Below are 7,781 nucleotides of genomic sequence, written 5' to 3' on the forward strand. Positions count from 1 at the left end.
AATAAGTGCATAGACGCAATTGATGCACATTTTTTAAATTTAATAGTTACAAAGTAAATCCCAATAATTATATATGCATATCCGAAAAAGAACTACGTGCAGAGTTTGCGGTTCAAACTCATTAACCCCTGTTATAGACCTGGGACCACAATACCTGCAAGGCTCCTTTGTAAAGCCAGGAAAAGAGATGCCTTCTCACAGAAAAATTAATTGTTCGCTGGTTCGTTGCAATCCCCAGATAGATGAAAATGCCTGTGGATTGTTGCAGATGGAACATAGTGTGCCGCCGGAAATATTATATGCTGCCTATTGGTACAGAAGTGGCACCAATACCACAATGAGAAATCATTTGAAAGGAATTAGCGATAGCGCTATTGAATTGGTTAAAAAAGATAATTGTAATGTTTTAGATATTGGCTGTAACGATGGAACGTTATTAAATTATTACCCCGCTTCTTATGTAAGGTATGGTTGCGACCCAAGCGACGTAGCGCAGGAAGTTAAAAACGCAACCGTTGTTCAAGACATATTTCCATCTGCTGAATTATTTACTGCCATTGGCGATAAAAAGATGGATATTATTACTTCCATAGCTATGTTTTATGATTTGGAAAGTCCGGTTGAATTTGTAAGAAGCATCAAGAAATTATTGTCTCCTGAAGGTATATGGATTTTTGAAATGAGCTACATGCCTAAGATGATTGAGCTGGATAGTTACGATACCATTTGCCATGAACATTTGGAATTTTACAGTCTTGCTGTGCTGGAAAAAATAGCTGCAATGGCAGGCATGAAAATCTTTAAAATATTATTCAATGATATTAATGGCGGCAGCATTCGTTGTTATGCTACGCATAAGGAAAGCAGTTTATATTTTGATAGTGAGAATTATAAATTGCTGAACGACATTAGGCAAAAGGAATTTGATTTGGAACTGGATACCGATAAGCCTTATGTAGCTTTTCAATACCGTATTGAAAAAGTGCGGGACGATTTGCATAATCTTTTGGTAGAATTGAAAAGAGAAGGTAAACGGGTACATATTTATGGCGCCTCTACAAAAGGGAATACGATTTTGCAATGGTGCGATATTAACAATATGCTGGTAGAATATGCGGCTGAAAGAAATCCTGATAAATATGGCGCCTATACATTAGGCACAAATATTCCTATTATAAGCGAGGCAGAAAGCAGGGCCATGAATCCTGACTATTATTTGGTATTACCCTGGCATTTCAAAAAGGAATTTATAGAGAGAGAAAAGGAAGCGCTTGAAAAAGGCACCGGGTTTATATTTCCAATTCCAACGATTGATATTTATAAGAAGGCGTAATAATGAAGACAATTCTATTTGTTACACACAAGCCAAAAAAATGTGGCGTTTATGAATTTGGTAAAAATGTTTTTAATGCCATCTCACTTTCCAAATCTTATCATTTTATAAAAGCGGAATGTGATTCAATTTCATGTATAGAAAATGAAATAAGCAATCATCACCCCGATGCGATAATTTATAATTTTCATCCCTCGGTAATGCCGTGGTTTGTTACTAAAATTTCAAAAGGAGTTTATCGCAATAACATTATCAATAGGGGTATTGTACAGATTGGCATAATTCATGAAATTACCCAGGAAGTAGCCGATAAGGCTACAGGTTATGGTAACAAATTTATTTTTGGACCGTCACAAAAAAAGTTGAATTCATTATTTGATTTTTACATTGCCGCCGATCCAACCTTGCTGCTAAAAAATCCCCTTGTTTTTAAAACAGGAAGGCTTATTCCTGGATATCAAAATACATCTCCGTTAGCGCAAGTAACTACAATCGGGAGTTTTGGTTTTGGTACACCTAATAAGGGATTTGAAATATTGGTTTCCAAAGTTCAGGATGAATTTGATGAGGCGATAATACGTTTAAATATACCTTATGCGGATTTTGGTGATAGCGAAGGATTGAATGCAAAACGTATTGCAGATAATTGCAGGAAATTAATTACCAGTCAAAATATCAAACTTGAAATTAGTCATGAGTTTTTGCAGGATACTCAATTGCTCGATTTTCTTGCCCAAAATTCTATGAATGTATTTATGTATGAAGATAAAGGCGGAAGAGGATTGTCAAGTGCATTGGATATGGCACTGGCTGTTAACCGGCCTGTTGCAGTTTCTGATTGTCCTATGTTTCGCCATCTGTTAAAAGCATGCCCGTTTGTAAATGCAGATAAATATTCTTTAAAGGAAATTCTGTCACATGATCTTGATGATGTAAATAAAATTTCCAAAGACTGGAACCAAGCAAACTTACAGTGGGAATATGAAAGAATTTTAAAAGCAATATTTAATACGGTAACAAATCCTGTTATAAAAAAGAAAGGGATCATTAAAACGTTTCAGTCTAAGTGGAATAAAATTTTGTCTATTCCCGATGCGTCTTTTACATGGCTCAGAAATACTGATGCTGCATCGGAAGATAATTTGCAACGGGATACCAGCTTTGTTTATAACCCTGTCGTTTTAAATGGAGACAGCTACAACCGGATACTTGATGATAAGGCAAGATTATTATATAAGCCCACAATAGAAACACTGCATAAACTGGCGCCTGCTACTATGTCGAAAAAAATTGAAAGGGCTAACGTTCAACAGGCATTTGTTTTTGATACAGTGTTTCGTCTGGTCAAAGAATATGATCATCCAAAATTGCTATGCGTGGGTAGTTATGAAGACACTGCCTCTATGGGTTTGCAAAAGATAGGATTTGATGTTGAAGAGATCGATCCCATGATCAATTATTTTTTGCAGGATTTTTTTGAAAAGCCTTCAACGAAAAAAAATTCTTACGATATTATTTTCTCAACTTCAGTAATTGAGCATGATCCCGATGATAAATCCTTTATTGAATGTATTGAGAATTTGTTGGCTCCGGGTGGGTTAGCCGTTATCACTTGCGATTATAAAGATGGCTGGAAACAAGGGGATGCAAAGCCAGAGGTTGATGCACGATTCTATACAAAAAACGACTTGGAAAATAGATTGCCTTCCTATTTATCAAATTCAAAATTAATTGATGAACCGCATTGGGACTGTCCAAATCCTGATTTTAATTATTTAGGAAAATATCAATATACATTTGCCACGTTTGTTTTCAGAAAAAATAAATAATGACAGCAATTATTTTTGGTGCAGGAGGACAGGACGGATTTTATTTAACGGAATTGTTGAAGCAGAAAGGATTTACAGTTATTGGTATCACGAGGAAGGAAAATTCAATTTGCAACATTACTGATTACTCGTCGGTAAGCAATTTAATAAAAGACTCACAGCCTCATTTTGTTTTTCATCTTGCAGCCAATTCTACAACACGGCACGATGCACTTTTTGAAAATCATGCAATAATTGCAACCGGCACCTTAAACATTCTTGAAGCCGTAAAGAATTTTGCTCCGCATACGAAAGTTTTTATTTCAGGCAGCGGGTTACAATTTAAAAATGAAGGGAATCCTATAAAAGAGACAGATCCGTTTGAAGCAAGAGATGCCTATTCAGTAAGCCGTATACAAAGCGTTTATGCGGCGAGATATTATCGAACACTTGGCATCAAAAGTTATGTTGGTTATTTTTTTAATCATGATAGCCCGCGTCGTACTGAAAGACACATGACAAAAAAAATCGCCGAAGCCGCAAAAAGGATAGCTGCAGGCAGTAACGAAAAATTAGCAATTGGTGATATCAATGTGGTAAAAGAATATACCTATGCCGGCGACATCGTAAAGGGCATTTTGACCCTTGTAAACCAGGATAGAATATTGGAAGCTAACGTTTCTTCCGGTCAGGGGTACACGATAAAAAATTGGTTGAATGAATGTTTTGCATTGGTAGATAAAAACTTTGAAGATTATATAGTAATTAAGGAAGATTTTATTCCTGAATATGAAAAACTGGTTTCCGATCCGTCACTTATATTTTCGTTGGGTTGGAAGCCGGAAGTAACATTTCATGATCTTGCGAAAATTATGATGGCATAAATAATGGAACAACAAAGAAAAATATTGCTTGTTCAATTATTTTCCAACGGAGATTGTTTATATGCTACCACTGTTGCACGCCAAATAAAAAAAGATTATCCGGGTTGTCATCTTACATGGGCTATCGCAGTTTTTTGTAAATCAATAATTGCCAACAATCCTTACGTTGATGAAATAATGGAAGTAAGCAGTGTCGCGAAAAATAATGTTGTGGCATTTCGAAAATTTAAAAAAGAGGTTATACAAAAAAAAATTATCGGTGAATTTGATGACGTTTTCATAACGCATAATATGGATACCAACCAGGCGCTTTACGACGGCTGCATTCGTTCGGGGATTTTCAGGGCGTATCCTCATCCAATCACAGTTTCTGTGCAACCTGTTTTGAGACTTTCAGATGTTGAAATAAATAACGCAAAGTTATTTTCAGTACAAAATAATTTATCAAATTACAAACAAGTAATACTTTTTGAATTTGCACCATTAAGTGGGCAGTCAGCAATAACCAAAGAAATCGCCATAAGGATAAGTGAGAAATTATGCGAGAATAAGAGCATAGCGGTAATACTCTCTTCCGGGAATAAAATACAACATCCTTATAAAAATCTTATTGATGGTTCAGTTCTTTCACTTAGGGAAACTGCAGCGCTTACCCACTATTGTACCATGCTGCTGGGTTGCTCAAGCGGCATAACATGGATCAGCACTTCAGATGCTGCCAAACAGTTGCCAATGATACAAATAATAAATCCAGAGACTGATTGGGTTAATCCGGTATCAAGAGATTTTGAACGATATGGATTGGATACAAACTCTGTTATAGAACTTACCCACCTGAATGAATCAGAGCTTGTAAATTGTATTAAGGAAGCCTTTGTAGATTTTAGTTTGGCTCATGCAAAATATAACCAGGAAATTCCGGTTCATTTTAAAACTACGAGGAACATTGTTTATAATCTTCTTTGCTATTTGGAATTTAGGGCTATTCTGCAGCATATAAAAATAAACCGGGAGGTCTATGGTAATAACGTATCTTTTTTTTGGGAAATATTCCTTGGGTTAATCACGGCGCCGTTTAAACTCATTAAAAATTTTGTTACTAAAAAGATCTTTAAACGCAGGAGCGTTTAATATGATTTACCAGGACCAATTACAAGGATGAGTAGAGCTGCGTTTTGCCGGTTCTTCGAAGTGCAAATGAAAATCCGATATGGGAATGAATAAGTTTTACTAAAGTAGGAGCAACGAGTATTTTCATAACGGTGATCACAGGGCCGTCTGAGTAAAGGCTTTGGTGTTTCCGGGAATGTATTGCAAGCCCTGGCCCGCGTCAGTTGGCATATAAATGATTAGTCCACCTTCGAAGGTCGCAGTTAAAAATCCCGGTAATAAATCAACTTTGAGAACAACCTTTCGGCAGCTTCTTGTATGTTACGCCAATTATTTATTTTCGCGTTCGATTAGTAACAATATTTTGTTTTTTTTTACGTATGATAGTGGTGAAAAATTGGCCACTTATTCTTCACCCTTAACCGGCGAAGGCAAAAAAAACTAAAATCTTTTAAACAAAACATGTAGTTTGCAATTATGAAAATAGCGTTAATAACAGGAGTAACAGGACAAGATGGAGCCTATTTATCAGAACTTCTACTAAGTAAGGGCTATGAAGTACATGGGATAAAAAGACGCAGTTCGCTGTTTAATACCGAACGTATAGACCATATATATGAAGATCCGCATCGTCCTGCACCGAAATTTAAGCTCCATTATGGAGACCTGACAGATTCTACCAATATCATTCGCATTATCCAGGAAGTGCAGCCTGACGAAATTTATAATCTTGGAGCCATGAGCCATGTACAGGTAAGTTTTGAAACACCTGAATATGCTGCCGATGCTGATGGAATGGGAACGCTAAGAGTACTTGAAGCCGTGCGTCTGCTAGGGCTCGCAAAAAAAACCAAGATTTACCAGGCTTCAACATCGGAGTTGTACGGCCTGGTGCAGGAAATCCCTCAAAAAGAAACGACTCCTTTTTACCCAAGATCTCCGTACGCAGTAGCTAAGTTATATGCTTACTGGATTATTGTTAATTACAGGGAAGCTTACAATATGTTTGCCTGCAATGGAATACTTTTTAACCATGAAAGTCCACTAAGAGGAGAAACATTTGTTACGAGAAAAATTACCCGGGCCGTGGCTAAAATAGCGCTGGGCATGCAGGATAAAGTGTACCTGGGTAATCTTGATGCACAGAGGGATTGGGGCCATGCAAAAGATTACGTAGAAGGAATGTGGCGTATTTTGCAGCAAGATAAACCGGAGGATTTTGTGTTGGCTACCGGTGTTACCACCACGGTAAGAAAATTTGTTGAAATGGCTTTTGCCGAGGTTGGACTGGAGTTGGAATTTAAAGGTAGTGGAGTGAAAGAAGTGGGAATTGTAAAAAGTTGCAGTAATCCTGATATTCATTTGGCAGAGGGTACAGAAGTAGTGAACGTAGATGAAAATTATTTCAGGCCTACCGAAGTTGAATTATTAATAGGAGATCCTACAAAAGCAAAAACAAAATTGGGCTGGACACCTTCGCACACGTTGAAAGACCTGGTGAGTGAAATGGTTGCATCGGACCTAGATAAATTTAAAAAGGAAAAACACCTTATAGACAGCGGGTTTTTCATCAGCCAATCTATAGAACATTGAGTTAACTATGAAGACAACAGACAAGATATATGTTGCCGGCCATAGGGGTATGGTAGGCAGTGCGATAGAACGAAAACTTAAAAGCGAAGGATTTAATAATATAATTACAAAAACATCTTCAGAACTCGATCTTCGTGTTCAACAAAACGTAAATGATTTTTTTATAATTGAAAAACCTGCCTACGTTTTTTTAGCTGCTGCCAAAGTCGGCGGCATTGTTGCCAACAATACATATAGGGGAGAATTCCTGTATGATAATCTTTTGATTGAAACAAATATTATTCATGCAGCATATAAAAATAATGTTCAGAAGTTATTGTTTCTTGGTTCATCATGTATTTATCCAAAATTGGCGCCGCAGCCTTTAAAGGAAGAGTATCTTTTAAGCGGTTTGTTGGAAACAACAAACGAACCTTATGCAATATCAAAAATTGCCGGCCTTAAAATGTGTGAGTATTATCGTGAGCAATATGGCTGTAATTTCATTTCGGCAATGCCAACAAATTTATATGGGCCGAACGATAATTACGATCTGCAGACTTCGCATGTGCTGCCAGCTCTTATCCGGAAATTCCACTCCGCAAAAATTAAAGGTGATCCCTCAGTGGGATTATGGGGAACAGGCTCGCCTAAAAGAGAATTTATGTACGTTGATGACCTGGCTAATGCCTGTTTACATTTAATGCAACATTATAATGAAAAGCAATTTCTTAACATCGGAACAGGGGAAGATATTACTATTGCTGAACTGGCAGAATTAGTCAAAGCTGTTACAAACTATGCTGGGGAAATTGTTTGGGATACTACGAAGCCTAATGGAACTCCGCGAAAATTATTGGACGTAAGCAAAGTGCACGCGCTTGGATGGAAACACAAGATCAGTCTGGAAGACGGAATTAAAAGAACCTATTGTGATTTTTTAAAGCTAAAACTTGAGTAGTAAGAATAAAAATCTGCTTTTAAGAACAGATTAACCCTATCCTTCAATTCCCATTTGATCCCAAGACTTTTAATAGATTCGTCTATTTGCAACCGGGTAAGATATTTAATGCA

The 7,781-nt window shown here is 36.9% G+C and carries 6 protein-coding genes; all 6 read left to right on the plus strand.

Annotated features, from left to right (window positions below; all coding sequences use genetic code 11):
* The first annotated feature begins 73 nt into the window (after nt 1-73).
* The 6 genes from ACO1O5_RS00805 to ACO1O5_RS00830 all read left to right on the plus strand — a co-directional run bounded on the left by ACO1O5_RS00805 (nt 74) and on the right by ACO1O5_RS00830 (nt 7,668).
* Entirely contained in the window at nt 74-1,333 is a 1,260-nt protein-coding gene (locus ACO1O5_RS00805) for a class I SAM-dependent methyltransferase (protein WP_486267506.1), read from the plus strand.
* 2 nt (nt 1,334-1,335) lie between these two features.
* Nucleotides 1,336-3,162 carry a methyltransferase domain-containing protein gene (locus tag ACO1O5_RS00810; protein WP_486267508.1) on the plus strand — a complete coding sequence of 609 codons (1,827 nt, stop codon included), beginning with the start codon at nt 1,336-1,338 and terminating at the stop codon, nt 3,160-3,162.
* Nucleotides 3,162-4,025: a GDP-mannose 4,6-dehydratase gene (locus ACO1O5_RS00815; protein WP_486267510.1), complete on the plus strand. Its 864-nt coding sequence runs from the start codon at nt 3,162-3,164 to the stop codon at nt 4,023-4,025. The genes ACO1O5_RS00810 and ACO1O5_RS00815 overlap by 1 nt, the downstream gene beginning before the upstream one ends.
* Nucleotides 4,026-4,028: 3 nt before the next feature.
* Complete coding sequence (locus tag ACO1O5_RS00820; RefSeq protein ID WP_486267512.1) at nt 4,029-5,156, plus strand: glycosyltransferase family 9 protein; 1,128 nt, start codon at nt 4,029-4,031, stop codon at nt 5,154-5,156.
* Nucleotides 5,157-5,612: 456 nt separating this feature from the next.
* Complete coding sequence (gmd, locus tag ACO1O5_RS00825; protein ID WP_486267514.1) at nt 5,613-6,728, plus strand: GDP-mannose 4,6-dehydratase; 1,116 nt, start codon at nt 5,613-5,615, stop codon at nt 6,726-6,728.
* 7 nt (nt 6,729-6,735) lie between these two features.
* Nucleotides 6,736-7,668, plus strand: a complete 933-nt coding sequence (locus ACO1O5_RS00830; protein ID WP_486267516.1) for a GDP-L-fucose synthase family protein — start codon at nt 6,736-6,738, stop codon at nt 7,666-7,668.
* Nucleotides 7,669-7,781 lie beyond the last annotated feature (113 nt).

This window comes from Ginsengibacter sp. (genome assembly GCF_057362405.1).